The sequence below is a fragment of the Variovorax sp. Soil_C_12 genome, from assembly GCF_057657375.1.
Genome location: NZ_JBDGIO010000022.1, coordinates 14,021 through 30,722, shown reverse-complemented (window position 1 = coordinate 30,722; position 16,702 = coordinate 14,021). Strand labels below are relative to the sequence as shown.

Annotated in this window: 15 protein-coding genes; 10 read left to right on the top strand and 5 right to left on the bottom strand. The window is 68.3% G+C overall.

What is annotated here, in order from left to right; all coding sequences use genetic code 11:
- Nucleotides 1–131 precede the first annotated feature (131 nt).
- Nucleotides 132–1,403: an RsmB/NOP family class I SAM-dependent RNA methyltransferase gene (locus tag AC3A6X_RS33755; RefSeq protein WP_487846264.1), complete on the bottom strand. Its 1,272-nt coding sequence runs from the start codon at nt 1,401–1,403 to the stop codon at nt 132–134.
- A 12-nt stretch (nt 1,404–1,415) separates the two neighbouring features.
- Complete coding sequence (locus AC3A6X_RS33750; protein WP_487846263.1) at nt 1,416–3,272, bottom strand: M48 family metallopeptidase; 1,857 nt, start codon at nt 3,270–3,272, stop codon at nt 1,416–1,418.
- 26 nt (nt 3,273–3,298) lie between these two features.
- On the opposite strand from AC3A6X_RS33750, the gene AC3A6X_RS33745 reads away from it, so the two are divergent.
- Entirely contained in the window at nt 3,299–3,544 is a 246-nt protein-coding gene (locus AC3A6X_RS33745) for a DUF1653 domain-containing protein (protein WP_487846262.1), read from the top strand.
- A gap of 31 nt (nt 3,545–3,575) precedes the next feature.
- On the opposite strand, the gene AC3A6X_RS33740 is transcribed toward AC3A6X_RS33745, so the two are convergent.
- Nucleotides 3,576–3,914, bottom strand: a complete 339-nt coding sequence (locus AC3A6X_RS33740) for an I78 family peptidase inhibitor (RefSeq protein WP_487846261.1) — start codon at nt 3,912–3,914, stop codon at nt 3,576–3,578.
- Between the two features lie 32 nt (nt 3,915–3,946).
- Nucleotides 3,947–4,531 carry a phosphoribosylglycinamide formyltransferase gene (purN, locus tag AC3A6X_RS33735; RefSeq protein ID WP_487846260.1) on the bottom strand — a complete coding sequence of 195 codons (585 nt, stop codon included), beginning with the start codon at nt 4,529–4,531 and terminating at the stop codon, nt 3,947–3,949.
- Nucleotides 4,532–4,679: 148 nt separating this feature from the next.
- On the opposite strand from purN, the gene AC3A6X_RS33730 reads away from it, so the two are divergent.
- The 3 genes from AC3A6X_RS33730 (at nt 4,680) to AC3A6X_RS33720 (ending at nt 8,472) form a co-directional block, all read left to right on the top strand.
- Complete coding sequence (locus AC3A6X_RS33730) at nt 4,680–5,861, top strand: acyl-CoA dehydrogenase family protein (protein ID WP_487846259.1); 1,182 nt, start codon at nt 4,680–4,682, stop codon at nt 5,859–5,861.
- 28 nt (nt 5,862–5,889) lie between these two features.
- Nucleotides 5,890–7,005 carry an acyl-CoA dehydrogenase family protein gene (locus tag AC3A6X_RS33725; RefSeq protein ID WP_487846258.1) on the top strand — a complete coding sequence of 372 codons (1,116 nt, stop codon included), beginning with the start codon at nt 5,890–5,892 and terminating at the stop codon, nt 7,003–7,005.
- Nucleotides 7,006–7,092: 87 nt separating this feature from the next.
- On the top strand, nt 7,093–8,472 hold the full coding sequence (locus AC3A6X_RS33720; RefSeq protein ID WP_487846257.1) for an alpha/beta fold hydrolase: 1,380 nt from the start codon (nt 7,093–7,095) through the stop codon (nt 8,470–8,472).
- 12 nt (nt 8,473–8,484) lie between these two features.
- Here AC3A6X_RS33720 and AC3A6X_RS33715 read toward each other — a convergent pair whose 3' ends face one another.
- Nucleotides 8,485–9,042, bottom strand: a complete 558-nt coding sequence (locus tag AC3A6X_RS33715; protein WP_487846256.1) for an HNH endonuclease — start codon at nt 9,040–9,042, stop codon at nt 8,485–8,487.
- Between the two features lie 164 nt (nt 9,043–9,206).
- On the opposite strand from AC3A6X_RS33715, the gene AC3A6X_RS33710 reads away from it, so the two are divergent.
- From AC3A6X_RS33710 to AC3A6X_RS33685, 6 genes are all read left to right on the top strand, one after another.
- Nucleotides 9,207–10,244, top strand: coding sequence for a bifunctional riboflavin kinase/FAD synthetase (locus AC3A6X_RS33710; RefSeq protein WP_487846255.1), 1,038 nt, complete (start codon nt 9,207–9,209; stop codon nt 10,242–10,244).
- 123 nt (nt 10,245–10,367) lie between these two features.
- Nucleotides 10,368–13,211: an isoleucine--tRNA ligase gene (ileS, locus tag AC3A6X_RS33705; RefSeq protein ID WP_487846254.1), complete on the top strand. Its 2,844-nt coding sequence runs from the start codon at nt 10,368–10,370 to the stop codon at nt 13,209–13,211.
- A complete protein-coding gene (gene lspA, locus AC3A6X_RS33700) occupies nt 13,211–13,714 on the top strand; it encodes a signal peptidase II (RefSeq protein ID WP_106557874.1) in 504 nt (167 codons plus the stop codon). The genes ileS and lspA overlap by 1 nt, the downstream gene beginning before the upstream one ends.
- Before the next feature lie 107 nt (nt 13,715–13,821).
- On the top strand, nt 13,822–14,817 hold the full coding sequence (locus tag AC3A6X_RS33695; RefSeq protein WP_487846253.1) for a LacI family DNA-binding transcriptional regulator: 996 nt from the start codon (nt 13,822–13,824) through the stop codon (nt 14,815–14,817).
- Between the two features lie 37 nt (nt 14,818–14,854).
- Nucleotides 14,855–15,865: an ABC transporter substrate-binding protein gene (locus AC3A6X_RS33690; protein WP_487846252.1), complete on the top strand. Its 1,011-nt coding sequence runs from the start codon at nt 14,855–14,857 to the stop codon at nt 15,863–15,865.
- Between the two features lie 7 nt (nt 15,866–15,872).
- The gene (locus tag AC3A6X_RS33685; protein WP_487846251.1) at nt 15,873–16,691 is read left to right on the top strand and encodes an ABC transporter permease; all 819 of its coding nucleotides are present in this window, start codon (nt 15,873–15,875) and stop codon (nt 16,689–16,691) included.
- Nucleotides 16,692–16,702: the final 11 nt, after the last annotated feature.

Below are 16,702 nucleotides of genomic sequence, written 5' to 3'. Positions count from 1 at the left end.
TGAATTCGGTACTCCATGGCCGCACGAAGGTGCAGCCTTCAGGTAACCATCGATTTTAAAGGGCGGCTCCTCGAAATGGGGCTAAATCCTTGATCTGTAACAAGTAATCGCCCTTTTTTAAGGGTTTCGCCCTATTTCTTCTGCCAAACCGCGGCAAAGAAGCCGTCGGTGGAATGACGGTGCGGCCAAAGCCGCAGATACCGCGCGCCGGCGTCGCCGCCCGCGCAGAGGCTTTCGGGACCGGCCACCTTCAGGGCACCCAGCAGCGGCGCGACATCCAGGACCTCGAATTCCGGATGGACCGCGCCAAAGGCCTCGGCAATGGCCTCGTTCTCCTCCGGCAGCACGCTGCAGGTGGCATAGACCAAGCGCCCTCCCGGCTTCACCAGGCGCGCGGCGCTCTGCAGGATCGCAGCCTGCTTGGCGGTCAGCTCCTCGATGGCCTTGGGCGACTGCCGCCACTTCAGGTCCGGATTGCGGCGCAGCGTGCCCAGGCCCGAACACGGCGCGTCCACCAGCACGCGGTCGATCTTGCCCGCCAGGCGCTTGATGCGCTCGTCGCGCTCGTGTGCGATGGCCGCCGGATGCACGTTCGACAGCTTGCTGCGCGCCAACCGCGGCTTGAGGGCATCGAGCCGGTGCGCCGAGGTGTCGAAGGCGTAGAGCCGCCCTGTGTTGCGCATGGTGGCGCCGATCGCGAGCGTCTTGCCGCCCGCGCCGGCGCAGAAATCGACCACCATCTCGCCGCGCTTGGCGTCGAGCAGCAGGGCCAGCAGCTGCGAGCCTTCGTCCTGCACCTCGACCGCGCCGCGGGCGAAGGCGTCGAGCTTGGCGAGCGCCGGCTTGCCCTGGACGCGCAGGCCCCAGGGAGAGAAAGGCGTGGCGGCGGCCGGGATGCCGGCCAGGCCCAGCTCCTTCTGCACGTCCGGGCGCTTGTCGGTCAGGGCGTTGACCCGCAGATCGAGCGGCGCGGGCTCCTGCAGGCTTTGCACCAGCGGCCAGAAACCCGCGCCCAGTTGCGCCTTCAACGGCGCCACCAGCCATTCAGGAAGGTTGTGGCGATGCCGTTCCAGCAGGTCTTCGGGCTTGACCGCATCGCACTGGTCGAGCCAGCGCTTCTCCACGTCGCTGAGCGCGCTCTTGAGGAAATCGCGGGGACCGTGGAAGCCGAGGATGGCCATGCGCCGCTCCTTCGGCCCGCTGCCGGATGGCGACATATGGTCGAACCGCAGCTTCTTGCGCAGCACGGTGTAGACCGTCTCAGCCAGCGTGGCGCGCTCGCGCGGCCCCAGTTCGCGGTGCTCGCGGAAGTAACGGGAGACGACCTGGTCGGCCGGATGATCGAATTTGAGGGCCAGGCCGACCAGTTCGGCGCAGGACTCGAGGAGGGCTCGGGGGTGCATGCCCCGATTGTCTCAGCCGTCCGTGCGAGCCCAGATCGGCGCGAAGGCCTGCTGCTCGATCTCCGCCAGCGTCGGCGAATGCCCGGCCCACAGCACCAGGGCAGCGCCCGGCAGGCTCAGCGTCTGCTCCAGCTCGCGGCACAGGTTCCAGCGCTCCTCGTCGGACAGCCCCGGCAGCTCGAGGAACACCACGTACGCGCGGCGCCACGGAAATTCGCGCAGGTTCTTGCGCACCAGCCAGGCCCGCGCGACGGCCTTGCAGCGCACCAGGTCCGCCCGCAGCTCGCCCAGCTCGAAGTCGTTCAGGTCGTGGTGGGCAATCTGGCTGAAGAAGGGCGTGCTCGTGATCTCCTCCCAGGCGCGCTGCTCGGCCTCTTCCGCGGTCTTCATCCGCTCGCGCCAGCGCTTGAGGGCGGCCTCGTCGTGCGGCCCGGCATCGGTGTCCTCGAGCAGCGCGACCGCATTCCGGGCCGCCCACCAGCGGGTGGCGGTGCTGGACTCGTGCAGCCGGTCCAGCACCGCGAGGCGGGCTGGGCGGTCCTTCGCCGGCAGCGTCTGCGCCAGACCCCGCAGTGCGCCAGCGTGGTCGGGCGTGACCTGCAAGGCGCGCTCGTAGTGCCCGCGCACATCGGCCCTTGCATCCAGGCGGCGCTCGCAATCAGCCCATTCGACCATTTCGTCCGCGCTGTTGCGCGCTGCGCCGGCGGCCAGGGCCGCGGCCCGTTGCCGCACCCGCTGGAGATAGGCATGGTGCTGCTTCCAGTCGCTGGCGTGAGTGCGGCGCCATTCCGCATCGAAATGACCGATCCAGCGCGCCCTGTCGGCCAGCAGGCCGAGTGCTGACTTGGCCGACCAGGCCGGCAGCACCGCCTTCTCGTCGAGCGCCTCGAGCCGGTCCCGCAGCACCGGGTGGGTATCGTCGACATCGCTCACGCGCCGCAGCGCGCCGCGCAAGGCCTCGCGCGCCAGCTCAGGCGCGACGGGCGCGATCAACTGCACCTCCATCGCCGCGAAGGGGCCGGCCGGCAGCGCCTCCGTCGCCGCGCGCGCCCAGTGCGCGGGCCAGAATTCGTTCGCGTACCAGCCGCTCTTGACGGCGATCTCGGCCAGCGCGGCCGCCGCCACGCCCGGCCCGAGCAGGCGGGCCGAGATACGGTCGGCCTCGTACTCGTCCTGGCGCGCCAGCGCGAAGGTCTTGGCGGCGAAGCGTGGGAAGTACCAGCGGAAGAAGGCTTGCGAGGCCAGCGCCATGACGCCGCTGTCGTTCTGCAGGTTCGCGTCGAGCTTGAGCCAGGACAGGCGCGTGCGGTAGATCCAGGCGCTCAGCTTGCCGTGGTTCCCGCGCAGGTGGCCGTACTCATGGGCCAGCACCGACAGCAGCCGGCGCCGGTCCAGCGCCATGAGCAGCGGCAACCCCACGCTCAGGTAGTTGACCGCGCCGCCGAAGAGGCCGAAGCGCGGCAGCTGGCGGATGCTGGCGTTGAACTCGCCGTCGAGGTAGACATGGTGAACCGGCGGTCCGTCGATCTTCCGGCGGATGCGCTCCAGTCCTTCGAAGAGCTGGGGCGCATCTTCGGGCGCCAGCCGAACGCCCTGCGGCTCGTCCAGCCGAACCCAGAGCGCCCGCAGCGTGGCCCACAGCAGGCCGAGCGCGAACAGCAGCAGCCAGCCCCGCGTGAAGTTGAAGCGCCCCTGCCCCAGCGAGAGCAGCACCCAGGCGATGATGCCGACCGCGAGCGCCATGCAGGCGATCACCCACAGGTAGCCCAGCGCGGCGAACACCGCGACCCCGCGGCGATAGCCCTGGCTGTCGTCCGCGCTGGCATGCTCGCTCAAGCGCACGAGGTGAACAAAATCGGCGCGATCCATCCCGACTCCTCAGAAGCTTGAAGCCCATGACCACCCCGACCGACGACGACCTGCCGCCCCTGATCGAGACCCCGCCGGGCCGCTACCGCCACTACAAGGGCGGCGAATACGAAGTGCTGGGCACCGTTCGCCACAGCGAGACCCTGGAGCCGATGACGCTCTATCGCGCGCTCTACGGCGCGCAGGGCCTGTGGGTGCGCCCCGCAGCCATGTTCGGCGAGATGGTTGAAATTGACGGCCGGCCCCAGCCGCGCTTCGCACGGATCGGATAGAGGCAGAGGGGCGGCGCAACGCGGACATTCTTCAGCCGCAGCGCACGGCCGTCACGCGGTTGCGGGCATCGACGACGAGGTTGAGCCGGCCGCCGTTGAATTCCATCGTGACCGCCTGGTTGGGCTTCAGCGTGCGCACGCTCTGAGCCCTGGCGCGGACGCGGGCCGCAGCCTCGAGTTGCGGTGCGGCCGGCTGGCCGATCGCGAACCTGGCGTCGTCGGCGCGACATTGCGGCGGCGGCTCGGGTGCCGGCGCGACTGCGACGGGAGCGGGCGCCGGGGCCGGTGCTGGCGCGGTCGCAGGGGCAGCGCAACCGGATAACAATGCCGCCGCGGCCAGCGCGGCCAAGGGCAGATAACGACGATTCACGAAGAGGCTCTCCAGGGGAAAGCGAGATTGTGTCAGTTTGTTTCTGACAACCAACTGGCAATAGCCTGTGGGTAAACCCTATGTTCTTGCGCCAACACCCGAGCGGCGAGGGTTTCGGGCGTGTCGTCCGAGAGGATCGGAACCACCGCTTGCGCCAGGATCGGCCCGTGGTCGAGGTCGACCGTCACCTGATGCACGGTCAGCCCTGCCACCTTGCAACCGGCTTCAATGGCGCGGCGGTGCGTGTGCAGCCCTGGAAAGGCCGGCAGCAGCGAGGGATGGATATTGAGCAGGCGGCCCTCGTACCGGGCCACGAAGCCCGGCGTCAGGATGCGCATGAAGCCGGCCAGCACCACCAGCGCCGGCGCGTGCGCATCGATCGCATCGGCCAGCGCCGCATCGAAGGCCGCGCGGCTCGGGTAGTCCTGGTGCGCGACCACCGCGGTCGCGATGCCTTGCGCCTGCGCGAGCGCCAGTCCGCCCGCATCCGCCTTGTTGCTGATCACCGCGGCCACCCGCGCGTCGAAGCGCCGGGCCCACTGCTCGCGCTCGGCGGCGCGCACGATGGCTGCCATGTTGGAGCCGCCGCCGGATATCAGGATCACGATGTTTCTCATGGGAGGCGGGATTATCTGTGCTCGTTTCCACCCCCTGCTTTTGTCGCCGCGCTGACAGCGCAAACAAGCACGACCGTGCTAAAACCGTTTGGTTCGACAGACCGACGCGCCGCCTTCGTGGCGCCCGACCAACACAGCGAGGCAACGCATGGATTTGAGCTTCACGCCCGAGGAACAGAAGTTCCGCGAAGAGATTCGCGCCTGGGTCAAGGACAACCTCCCCCAAGACATCTCCCACAAGGTGCACAACGCCCTGGAGCTCACGCGCGACGATATGCAGCGCTGGGCCAGGATCCTGGGCAAGAAGGGCTGGCTCGGCTACGGCTGGCCGGTGGAGTTCGGCGGCCCGGGCTGGACCGCGGTGCAGAAGCACCTGTTCGAGGAAGAAACCGCGCTGGCCGGCGCGCCGCGCATCGTGCCCTTCGGGCCTGTGATGGTGGCACCCGTGATCCAGGCCTTCGGCAACGCCGAGCAGCACAAGCGCTTCCTGCCCGGCATCGCCAGCGGCGAGGTGTGGTGGAGCCAGGGCTACAGCGAACCCGGCTCGGGCTCGGACCTGGCCTCGGTCAAGACCCGCGCCGAGCGCAAGGGTGACAAGTACATCGTGAACGGCCAGAAGACCTGGACCACCCTTGGCCAGTACGGCGAGTGGATCTTCTGCCTGGTGCGCACCAGCAACGAAGGCAAGCCGCAGACAGGCATCAGCTTCCTGCTGATCGACATGAAGTCGCCCGGCGTCACCGTGCGGCCGATCAAGCTGATGGACGGCGGCCACGAGGTTAACGAGGTGTTCTTCGACAACGTCGAGGTGCCTGCCGAGAACCTGATCGGCGAGGAGAACAAGGGCTGGACCTATGCCAAGCACCTGCTGTCCCACGAGCGCACCAACATTGCCGACGTCAACCGCGCCAAGCGCGAGCTGGAGCGCCTGAAGCGCATCGCCAAGCGTGAAGGGGTGTGGGAGGACACACGCTTCCGCGACGAGATCGCCAAGCTGGAGGTCGATGTGGTCGCGCTCGAGATGCTGGTGCTGCGCGTGCTCTCCGCCGCCACCTCGGGCAAGAACTCGCTGGACATCGCGGGCCTGCTCAAGATCAAGGGCAGCGAGATCCAGCAGCGTTACTCCGAGCTCATGATGCTGGCGGCCGGCCCCTTCGCGCTGCCGCTGATCCGCGAGGCCATGGCCGCAGGCTGGCAGGGCGACTTCCCCGGCGGCCACCCCGAGCTGGCGCCGCTGTCGACCACCTACTTCAACATGCGCAAGACCACCATCTACGGCGGCAGCAACGAAGTACAGCGCAACATCGTCGCTCAGACCGTCCTCGGTTGAGCGCCACACAGCAGCAAGGAACCAGACGATGGACTTCAATTTCAGCGACGACCAGCAGCAGCTTCGCGACGCCGTCGCCAAGTGGGTGGAAAAGGGTTGTGGCTTCGAGCGCCGCCGCGGCATCGAGGCCGCGGGTGGCTTCTCGCGCGAGGCCTGGGACGAACTGGCCGAGCTCGGCCTGGGTGGCCTCTACATCCCCGAGGACGAGGGCGGGCTGGGCATGGGCCCGGTCGAAGGCATGGTGGTGATGGAAGAGCTGGGCCGCGGCATCGTGCTGGAGCCCCTGGCGCAATCCTTCATCGCCGGCGCCGTGCTCGCGGGGCATGCCGACGAGGACACCCGGGACAGCTGGCTGCCGCGCATTGCCGGCGGCCAGGCGCTGGTGGTGCTGGCCCATCAGGAGCGCAAGGCACGCTTTCGGCTCGACGTCTGCGAGGCCAAGGCAACGAAGGACGGCGACACCTACCGCCTGAGCGGCACCAAGAGCCTGGTGCCGGCCGGCGACGAAGCCGATGCCTTCATCGTGCCCGCGCAGCTGGACGGCAAGATCGCCCTCTTCCTCGTCCCGCGCTCCGAGGACGGCGTGGCCGCGCGCGGCTACGGCACGCAAGACGGCAGCCGAGCGGCCGAGGTCGTGTTCGACAAGGCCGCCGCCACGCTGGTCGCGCAGGACGGGCTGCCGGCGCTCGAGCATGCGGTCGACATCGGTATCGCCGCCACCTGCGCCGAGGGCGTGGGCGTGATGGACAGGACCCTCGCGCTCACCGTCGAATACATGAACACGCGCAAGCAGTTCGGCACCGCCATCGCCAATTTCCAGGCGCTGCGCCACCGCGTGGCCGACATGAAGATGCAGCTCGAGCTGGCCCGCTCGATGAGCTATTACGCGTCCCTGAAGCTCAATGCGCCGGCCGCCGAGCGCCGCCAGGCGATGGCTCGCGCCAAGTACCAGCTTGGCGTTTCCATGCGCTTCATCGGCCAGCAGTCGGTGCAGTTGCACGGTGGCATCGGCGTGACCGACGAGTACATCGGCAGCCACTACTTCCGAAAGCTGACCCAGCTGGAGATGGTCTTCGGCGACACCTTGCACCACCTCGGCGAGGTATCGTCGCGCATGCAGGACAGCGCCGGCGTGTTTGCATGACACGCAGAGCTGCTATCTTTTTTCGATAGCACGCCGCGCCCGCCAGACCTGTGCTGGCGGGCGCTTCTTTATTGCGCCGGAGCTTCCATGCACACTCGCAGACACCTGATCGCCTTGAGCCTCGCCACGACCATGCTCGCCGCCTGCAGCTCCGTGCCCACCATGACCGATCGCCCACCGATCGTGTTCATGCACGGCAACGGCGACTCGGCGGCGCTGTGGCAGACCACGCTGTGGCGCTTCGAGTCGAACGGCTGGCCGCGCGACCGGCTGTTCGCGCCCGACCAGCCCTTTCCGCTCGCGCGCGACGACGACGGCGTGGCGCAGCCCGGGCGCAGCTCGACCGCCGAGTCGATGGCCTTCCTCAAGGCCGAGGTGGAGCGCGTGCTGAAGGCCACCGGCGCGCCCAAGGTGGTGCTGATCGGCAACTCGCGCGGCGGCAACACCATCCGCAACTACGTGCAGAACGGCGGCGGCGACCGGGTCGTGAGCCATGTGGTGCTGGGCGGCAATCCGGCGCATGGCATCTGGGCCGTGAAGGGCCTGCGCGAAGGCAGCGAGTTTTCGGGCCTGAGCCCCTTCATCCAGCGGCTCAATGCGCCGAAGAACACGGCTGGCGACGAGGTCGCGCCGGGTGTGAAGTGGCTCACCATCCGGTCGGACAACAACGACAAATACGCGCAGCCCGACGGCGTGTGGATCGGGGCCAAGGGCACGGCCACGAACATCGGCTTCGACGGGCCGGCCCTCAAGGGGGCGACCAACATCGCGCTGCCGCGCGTGGACCACCGCGAGACCTCCTTCTCGCCGGCCGCCTTCGACGCAACCTGGCGCTTCCTGACCGGCGAGGCGCCACGTACGCTGCAGCCGGTAGCGGAATCGACCGTCACGCTGTCGGGCCGGGTCACGGGCCTTGGGCTCGATCCTCTCAATCCCGCCAGCGGCGCCTTCGTCAACAACCTGCCCCTGGCCGGTGCGCGGCTCGCCATCTACGCCGTCGATACCACGACCGGCGCCCGCCGCGGCCAAGCGGCCTGGGAGCAGAGCATCGGTCCGGACGGCCGCTGGGGGCCCTTCGCCGGGCAAGCGACGACCGCCTATGAGTTCGTGCTGAGCGCGCCGGGCTACGCCACCACGCACATCTACCGCAGCCCTTTCCCGCGCTCCAGCGCCGTGGTGCAGCTGCGGCCCGAACGCCTTGCCGAAGCCGACCGCGATGCCAAGGCCCTGGTCATCTTCACGCGGCCGCGCGGCTATTTCGACGCCCAGCGCGACACCATGCGCTTCAACGGACAGAGCGCGCTGCCCGGCGTGCCGCCGCAGGGCGCCGGGGTCTCGAGCTCGAAGATCCGGCTGGCGAGCGATGCGCCGGAAAGCATGACGGCGGAGTTCAATGGCGAGCGCCTGGCCGGCCGAACCTGGCCGGCCGAGAAAGGCGAGATCAGCGTGCTCGAGCTGAGCTACTGAGACGAGCGTGCGCTAGCAGTGCAGCCGCGAGTTGTGCGGCAGGTGCGCCATCAGGAATTCCATCTGGTCCGCCAGGATGCGGCGGTTGCGCAGAATGAAGTCCTCCCACAGGCTGGGCACATAGGGCGCGTAGAGCAAGGGCATGTTCGCCTGCTCGGGCGTGCGGCTGCTCTTGCGGTGGTTGCACGGCTTGCAGGCCGTGACCACGTTCATCCAGCTGTCGATCCCGTTCTGCGCGAAGGGGATGATGTGCTCGCGCGTGAGGTCTTCCTCATGGAAGTGGCCGCCGCAGTAGGCGCAGATGTTGCGGTCGCGCGCAAAGAGCTTGCTGTTGGTCAAGCCGGGGCGCATCGCGAAGGGATTGATGCGCGGCACGCCCTTCGTGCCGATGATGCTGTTGATCGCGATCTGCGACTGCTGGCCCGTGACCGCGTTGTGCCCGCCGCGGAACACCGCGACCTGTGCACCGACTTCCCAGCGCACCTCGTCCGCCGCATAGTGGATCACCGCTTGTTCCAGCGAGATCCACGACTGGGGCAGCCCCTGGGCCGACAGCTTCAAGACCTTCACACACGCCTCCTCACAACAGGGAAGAACCACGGAAAGACCAGGACATCGCACACATCGAACAGCTTGCGAGCGACGCACTGCGTCACAATATACCGGCTTTGTGACAAAAAGCCCTCAGTGGGCCCATTCGACGGGCGCGAAGCGCTATCAAAAAGATACCAACGATGCAGGTTTTCCGGGGGTTCAGGCATCCGGGCGTGGCTCCGGCCTGCGCCCTGACCATCGGCAATTTCGACGGCGTGCACCGCGGCCATCAGGCCATGCTGGGGCTGCTCAATACCGAGGCGCGCCTGCGCGGCCTGCCCAGCTGCGTGCTGACCTTCGAGCCGCACCCGCGCGACTATTTCGCCCAGCTCAGCAAGCGGCCCGAGCTGGCGCCGGCGCGCATCGGCACCTTGCGCGACAAGCTCAGCGCACTGGCCGCCAGCGGCGTGGACCAGACCATCGTGCTTCCCTTCGATACCCGCCTGGCCTCCCAGACGCCGGAGGAATTCATCCAGCACGTGCTCCTCGAGGGCCTGGGCGTGCGCTACGTGCTGGTGGGCGACGACTTCCGCTTCGGCGCCAAGCGCGCGGGCGACTACGCGATGCTCGACGCGGCCGGCGAAGCCAACGGCTTCGACGTGGCGCGCATGAACAGCTACGAGGTGCATGGCCTTCGCGTGTCCAGCTCCGCCGTGCGCGAGGCCCTGGCCGAGGGCCGGATGAGCGACGTGCAGGCCCTGCTCGGCCGGCCCTACGCGATCTCCGGCCACGTGGTGCATGGCCGCAAGCTCGGCCGCGCGCTGGGCGCCTCGGCACCGGGACGCAACGACGGCTTCCGTACGCTCAACCTGCGCTTCAAGCACTGGAAGCCGGCCGCCAGCGGCATCTTCGCGGTGCTGGTGCATGGCTTGAACAATCAACCGCTGCACGGCGTGGCCAACCTTGGTGTGCGCCCCTCGCTCGATGCCAACGACGTCAATGCCGGCCGGGTCCTGCTCGAGACCCATTGCCTCGATTGGCCCGCCCACCTCGGCGAAGAGGAGGCCTACGGTAAAATCGTCCGCGTGGAACTGCTGCACAAACTGCACGACGAATTGCGCTACACCAGCCTCGAGGCCCTGACGGCGGGCATCGCGAAGGATGGCCGCGATGCCCGTGCGTTCTTCGCTTCCGCCCACGCCGAGACCCGTCGCCAGACCACGCGCGATCGAATTTAACCGGGCCCGACCGCGCTGCCGCCCTTCTGCAAGCTCAGGGCGGACGGCTTTTCTCCTTCGCACCGACACCTGCATCCAGGTTCGGGCCGAGCCTGTCGAAGCCCCTCTGTTTCGAACTTCATCATGTCTGCTGACGCCGCCTCCACCACCACCGACTATCGCGCCACCCTCAACCTGCCCGACACCCCGTTCCCGATGCGCGGCGACCTGCCCAAGCGCGAGCCGGGCTGGGTCCAGGAATGGAACGACCAAGGGCGCTACCACCGGCTGCGCGATGCGCGCCGGGGCGCGCCCAAATTCATCCTGCACGACGGCCCGCCTTATGCCAACGGCCAGATCCACATGGGCCATGCCGTCAACAAGATCCTGAAGGACATGATCACCAAGGCGCGCCAGCTCGAGGGCTACGACGCGCTCTACGTGCCCGGCTGGGATTGCCACGGCCTGCCGATCGAGAACGCGATCGAGAAGAAATACGGCCGCAACCTGAGCCGCGACGAGATGCAGGCCAAGAGCCGCGCCTACGCCGCCGAGCAGATCGCGCAGCAGATGACCGACTTCCAGCGCCTGGGCGTGCTGGGCGAATGGGACCATCCGTACAAGACCATGGACTTCGCCAACGAGGCGGGCGAGCTGCGCGCCTTCAAGCGCGTGATCGAGCGCGGCTTCGTCTATCGCGGGCTCAAGCCGGTGTACTGGTGCTTCGACTGCGGCTCCTCGCTGGCGGAGTTCGAGATCGAGTATGCGGACAAGAAGTCCCACACGGTCGATGTCGCCTTCAAGGCGCACGAGCCCGCCAAGTTGGCCGCCGCGTTCGGCCTGCCGAAGCTGGAGAAGGACGCCTTCGCCGTGATCTGGACCACCACCGCGTGGACCATCCCTGCCAACCAGGCGCTCAACCTCAACCCCGAGTTGGACTACGCGCTGGTCGACACCGATCGCGGCCTGCTCATCCTGGCCGCCTCGCTGGTCGAGATGTGCATGAACCGCTATGCGCTCGACGGCAAGGTGCTGGCCACCGTCAAGGGCGAGAAGCTGGGCGGCCTCGAGTTCGAACATCCGCTGTACGACGTCGACGCCGGCTTCCGCCGCCTGTCGCCGGTCTACCTGGCCGACTACGCCACCGCCGACGACGGCACCGGCATCGTCCACTCCTCGCCCGCCTACGGCGTGGACGACTTCAACTCCTGCATCGCCCACGGCGTCGCCTACGACGACATCCTCAATCCGGTGCAGGGCAACGGCGCCTACGCGCCCGACTTCCCGCTCTTCGGCGGCGAGCACATCTGGAAGGCGGTGCCGCACATCATCCAGGCACTGCGCGATGCCGGCCGGCTGCTGACCACCGACACCATCACCCACAGCTACCCGCACTGCTGGCGCCACAAGACGCCGGTGATCTATCGCGCCGCGGCCCAGTGGTTCGTGCGCATGGACGAGGGCGAAGGCGTGTTCACCAAGGACAAGGCCCCAACGACCCTGCGCCAGCTGGCGCTGGCTGCCATCGACGAGACCGGCTTCTACCCCGAGAACGGCAAGGCGCGCCTGCACGACATGATCGCCAACCGGCCCGACTGGTGCATCAGCCGCCAGCGCAGCTGGGGCGTGCCCATCCCCTTCTTCCTGCACAAGGACACGGGCGAGCTGCATCCGCGCACCATGGAGATCCTCGACCAGGCCGCAGACATCGTCGAGAAAGGCGGCATCGAGGCCTGGAGCCGCGTGACCACCGAAGAAATGCTCGGCCCCGACGACGCACCCCACTACACCAAGAGCACCGACATCCTCGAGGTCTGGTTCGACTCGGGCTCCACCTTCTCTCACGTGCTGCGCGGCACGCACGCGAACGGGCACCACGAGACCGGCCCCGAGGCCGACCTCTACCTCGAAGGCCACGACCAGCACCGCGGCTGGTTCCACTCCTCGCTGCTGATCGCGTGCGCGCTGTACGGACGCGCGCCCTACAAGGGCCTCTTGACCCACGGCTTCACCGTCGACAGCCAGGGCCGCAAGATGAGCAAATCGCTCGGCAACGGCATCGAGCCGCAGGAGGTCAACAAGAAGCTGGGCGCCGAGATCATCCGCCTCTGGGTGGCGGCCAGCGACTACTCGGGCGACATCGCCGGCGACGACAAGATCCTCGCCCGCGTGGTGGACGCCTACCGCCGCATCCGCAACACGCTGCGCTTCCTGCTCGCCAACACCAGCGACTTCGACATCGCCAAGGACGCGGTGCCGCTGGCCGAGTTGCTCGAGATCGACCGCTACGCCTTGAGCCGCGCCGCGCAGTTCCAGGCCGAGGTGCTGGCGCACTACAAGGTCTACGAGTTCCACCCGGTGGTGGCCAAGCTGCAGGTCTACTGCTCGGAGGACCTGGGCGCCTTCTACCTCGACATCCTCAAGGACCGCCTCTACACCACCGCGCCCGGCTCGCGCGCGCGGCGCAGCGCGCAGACGGCGCTCTGGCACATCACGCAGGCGATGCTGCGCTGGATGGCGCCCTTCCTCAGCTTCACGGCCGAAGAGGCCTGGAAGTTCTGCGGTAACGGCGAGTCGATCTTCACCCAGGTCTACTGCGACCTGGGGCAGCCCGACGAGGCGCTCCTGGCCAAGTGGTCGCGCATCCGCGAGGTGCGCGATGCGGTCAACAAGGAGATCGAGAACGTGCGCGCGGCCAGCCAGGTCGGCTCCTCGCTGCAAGCGAACGTGAAGCTCGCGGTGCCGGCCGAGGACCATGCGCTGCTGGCCTCGCTGGGCGAAGACTTGAAGTTCGTCCTCATCACCTCGGTGGTCGAGTTGGCCCAGAGCGAGGCTCTGGCAGTGCAGGTCACGCCCAGCACCGCCACCAAGTGCGAGCGCTGCTGGCACTGGCGCGACGATGTCGGCCACGACCCGGCGCACCCGAGCCTGTGCAGCCGCTGCACCAGCAACCTGTTCGGCGCCGGCGAAGCCAGGAGTGCCGCCTGATGGCCGCGACCCGCTCCCTCGCCTCGCCGCGCACCGGCATCTGGCCCTGGCTCGCGCTGGCCCTGGTGATCCTGATCCTCGACCAGTTCACCAAGACGCTCATCCTGGGCTATTACAAGCTGGGCGATGCCACCTACATCACCAGCTTCTTCAACATCGTGCGCGCCCACAACACCGGCGCCGCCTTCTCCTTCCTCGCAGATGCGGCGGGCTGGCAGCGCTGGTTCTTCACCGCCATTGGCGTGGCGGCAGCGCTGTTCATCGTGTGGATGCTCCGGTCGCATGCCGGGCAGAAGCTCTTCTCCTTCGCCATGGCCGCGATCCTGGGCGGGGCCATCGGCAACGTGGTCGACCGCATGATGCACGGCTACGTGGTCGACTTCCTCGACTTCCACCTGGCAGGCCGCCACTTCCCGGCCTTCAACGTGGCGGACAGCGCCATCACCATCGGGGCGATCTGCCTGATCCTCGACGAGTTGCGGCGCGTGCGCCGCGGCAAGTAGCGGCCCCTGCGATGAGTTCAGGGAGGGTTTGCCCTCCCTGACCGGCGTCATGACGCCGTCATACTGCTGCGCTTCAATGTAATCGATTACATCGAACGCGAAACAGCATGAGCATCCAAGCCGTCGCGAGAAAAGCCGGGGTCTCCGTGGCCACGGTCTCGCGCGTCTTCAATCTGCCGGAGAAGGTCTCGCCTTCCACCCGCGCCCAGGTGGAGCAGGCGGCGCGCGAGCTGGGCTACCTGCCCAATTCGAGCGCCCGGACGCTGCGCACCCAGCGCAGCCGCGTGCTGGGCGTGGTGCTGCCCACGATGCTGAATCCGGTCTTCGCCGAGTGCCTGCAGGGCATCGCACAGGCGGCCGTGGCGGGCGGCTACGCCATCATCCCCGTGACCACCGGCTACCAGGTCGACGAGGAAGAGCGCGCGGTACACCGGCTGATGGCCGGCAACGTGGACGGCCTGATCCTGGTCGTGTCGAACCCGGCCACCTCGACCGCGCTGCAGCGCCTGCGCGCGGCCGGCCTTCCCTACGTGCTGGCCTACAACCGGCATGCCGGCCACCCCTGCATCTCGGTGGACAACGAAGCCGCGACCGCCGGCGCCGTGGCGCACCTGGTCGCGCTCGGGCATCGCCGGATCGCGATGATCAGCGGCACGCTGGCCGCGTCCGACCGGGCGCAGCAGCGCTGGCGCGGCTTTCTCCGGGGCATGGCCGCCGCGGGACTGGAGCCGCCGGCACTGGTCGAGGTGCCCTTCGTCGAAACCGCCGCGGACGCGCTGACGCGCTTCCTCGCCGCCACGCCGCGCCCCACCGCCCTGGTCTGCTCCAACGACCTGCTGGCCATCCGCAGCATCCGAGCCGCGCACCGCAGCGGCCTGCAGGTGCCCGGAGAGCTCAGCGTCATCGGCTTCGATGGCATCGCACTCGGCGAAGACCTGACGCCGGCGCTCAGCACCGTGGTCCAGCCCAACAGCGACATCGGCCGCCGCGGCGTCGAACTGCTGGTGAAGGCGCTCGCCGGCGATGTCGCACTCGGCCCCGAGGCGAGCCTCCTGCTGCCGCACGCACTGCGCGCAGGCGAGTCGTGCGCGCCGCCCCTCTGACCCTTCCCGCTTCTCCATCCATCACCAAGGAGCTCCCGTGTCCCTGCCTCTTCATCGCATCGTCCGCGCCGGCCTGCTGGCCCTCGGCCTGGCTGCCGGCACCGCCATGGCCCAGACCGCCATCTGCTACAACTGCCCGACCGAATGGGCCGACTGGGGCACGCAGCTGCGCGCCATCAAGGCGAAGACCGGCGTCACGGTCCCGCCCGACAACAAGAACTCGGGCCAGGCGCTGGCCCAGCTGGTGGCCGAGAAGGCCAGCCCCGTGGCCGACGTGACCTACCTCGGCGTCACCTTCGCGATCCAGGCCCAGAAGGACGGCGTGGTCGAGGCCTACAAGCCCGCCGCGTGGAAGGACATCCCCGACGGACTCAAGGACCCGGCCGGCCAGTGGTTCACCATCCATTCGGGCACGCTGGGCTTCATGGTCAACGTCGATGCGCTGCGCGGCAAGCCGGTGCCCAAGTCCTGGGCCGACCTGCTCAAGCCCGAGTACAAGGGCCTGATCGGCTACCTCGACCCATCCTCCGCCTTCGTCGGCTACGTGGGCGCGGTCGCGGTCAACGAGGCGCGCGGCGGCACGCTGGACAACTTCGAGCCGGCCATGAGCTACTTCAAGGCGCTGCAGAAGAACGAGCCCATCGTGCCCAAGCAGACCTCCTATGCGCGCGTGCTCTCGGGCGAGATCGCGATCCTGCTGGACTACGACTTCAATGCCTACCGCGCGAAGTACAAGGACAAGGCCAACGTCGAGTTCGTGATCCCCAGTGAAGGCACGATCGCCGTGCCCTACGTGATGAGCCTGGTCGCCAAGGCGCCGCATGCCGCGGAAGGCAGGAAGGTGCTGGACTTCGTGCTCTCCGACGAGGGCCAGGCGATCTGGGCCAAGGCCTACCTGCGCCCGGTGCGTGCCGGCGCAATGCCCAAGGAGATCGAGGCGCAGTTCCTGCCTGCCGCCGAGTACGCGCGCGCCAGGACCGTGGACTACGGCCGCATGGCACAAGCCCAGCGCAGCTTCTCCGATCGCTACCTGAAGGAAGTGCGCTGAGGCACGCATGAACACCGCCGGATCCTTCCGCTCGCGCTGGCTGCTGCCGGCCTGCCTGGCACCGGCGGCGGTTTTCTTCCTGGCCTTCTGGCTACTGCCGGTGGCGCGCCTGGTGGCGCTGCCGGCCGCCAAGGGCTGGGAGACCTACCTCGCCGTGCTTACCGACGGCCGCTACCTGGGCAGCATGGCCAACACGGTCGCGCTGTCGCTGGCGGTGACGCTGGCGACCCTGCTCCTGGGCAGCGCGGTCGGCATCTACCTCGCGCGACACAGCTTTCCCGGCAAGCGCGTGCTGCTGTCGCTGCTGACGCTGCCGCTGTCCTTCCCGGGCGTGATCATCGGCTTCTTCGTGATCCTGCTGGGCGGCCGCCAGGGCCTGGTCGCCGACCTGGGCTCTGCCTTCGGCGCAGGCCGGATCACCTTTGCCTACGGGCTGCTGGGGCTTTTCCTCGCCTACCTCTACTTCTCGCTGCCGCGCGCCATCGCCACCTACGCGGCGGCGGCCGAGGCGATGAACCCGCAGCTGGAAGAAGCCGCGCGCTCGCTGGGCGCCTCGCGGCTGCGGGTGGCGCGCGACGTCTGGCTTCCCGAGCTCGCGCCCACCACGCTGGCCTGCGGCGCGATCCTCTTCGCCACCTCGATGGGCGCCTTCGGCACCGCCTTCACGCTGGCCAGCAAGTTCGAGGTGATCCCGATCACGATCTACAACGAGTTCACCAACTACGCCAACTTCGCGCTGGCGGCCTCGCTGTCGATCGCCCTCGGCCTGGTGACCTGGGCGGTGCTGTTCCTGGCCCGGCACTTCGGCGCCGACCCCACGCCATAGGCAGCAAGACC